General features: G+C 62.4%; 2 protein-coding genes. Both read right to left on the minus strand.

What is annotated here, in order from left to right:
• On the minus strand, window positions 1-360 hold a 360-nt coding region (locus tag H8B02_RS47675; RefSeq protein ID WP_376711806.1), incomplete at its 3' end, for an IS66 family transposase.
• Window positions 361-430: 70 nt separating this feature from the next.
• Window positions 431-568 carry an IS66 family insertion sequence element accessory protein TnpB gene (gene tnpB, locus H8B02_RS47680; RefSeq protein ID WP_283842331.1) on the minus strand — a complete coding sequence of 46 codons (138 nt, stop codon included), beginning with the start codon at window positions 566-568 and terminating at the stop codon, window positions 431-433.
• Window positions 569-572: the final 4 nt, after the last annotated feature.

A 572-nucleotide genomic window follows, 5' to 3' on the forward strand; every position in this document is an offset into this window, starting at 1 on the left:
GACGACGCGCTCAACCGGCAGATTGTCCGGCAACGGACGTCGCGGCGGCCGTGGATTTTGCGCGCGCTTCTCCTTGGCGACCCCTGGCGCGGCGAGTTCGGCCTTGGTTTCCTGTTCGGCCTGCGTCTCTTCGAGATCCTCGATGGCAAGCTCGAGCTGTTCGACCAGCAGCTTGCCGCGTTCGGAGGATTGCCCGAACTGTTCGCGCCGTGCCTTGGCGAGCATCAGCTTCAGCCGCTCGATTTCCAGTCGACCGACGGTCACTTCGCTCTTCGCCAGCGCCAGTTGTTCGCGCTGCGCAAGGATCATTGCGTGCGCAGCGGCAAGGTCGACGGGAAGCGGATCGGAAGGCGTTGTCACGAGGGCAACTCAATCATATTCGCCGCTAAAATTCGCGACCGATCTCCCCCGTGAGTCAATAAGCCACAGCTTAACCGGAAGCCTGCGGACGCCAGGTTGCCTGCGGCATTCGCCAGTCAATTCCGGACAGGAGATAGGATAGTTGCGCAACGCTGATCGTCACAACGCCGTCCGCCAGCGATGGCCACAAAAAGCGGCCGCGCTCCAACCGC

It is taken from the genome of Bradyrhizobium altum (assembly GCF_020889705.1).
In the GTDB taxonomy this organism is placed as follows: Bacteria; Pseudomonadota; Alphaproteobacteria; order Rhizobiales; family Xanthobacteraceae; genus Bradyrhizobium; species Bradyrhizobium altum.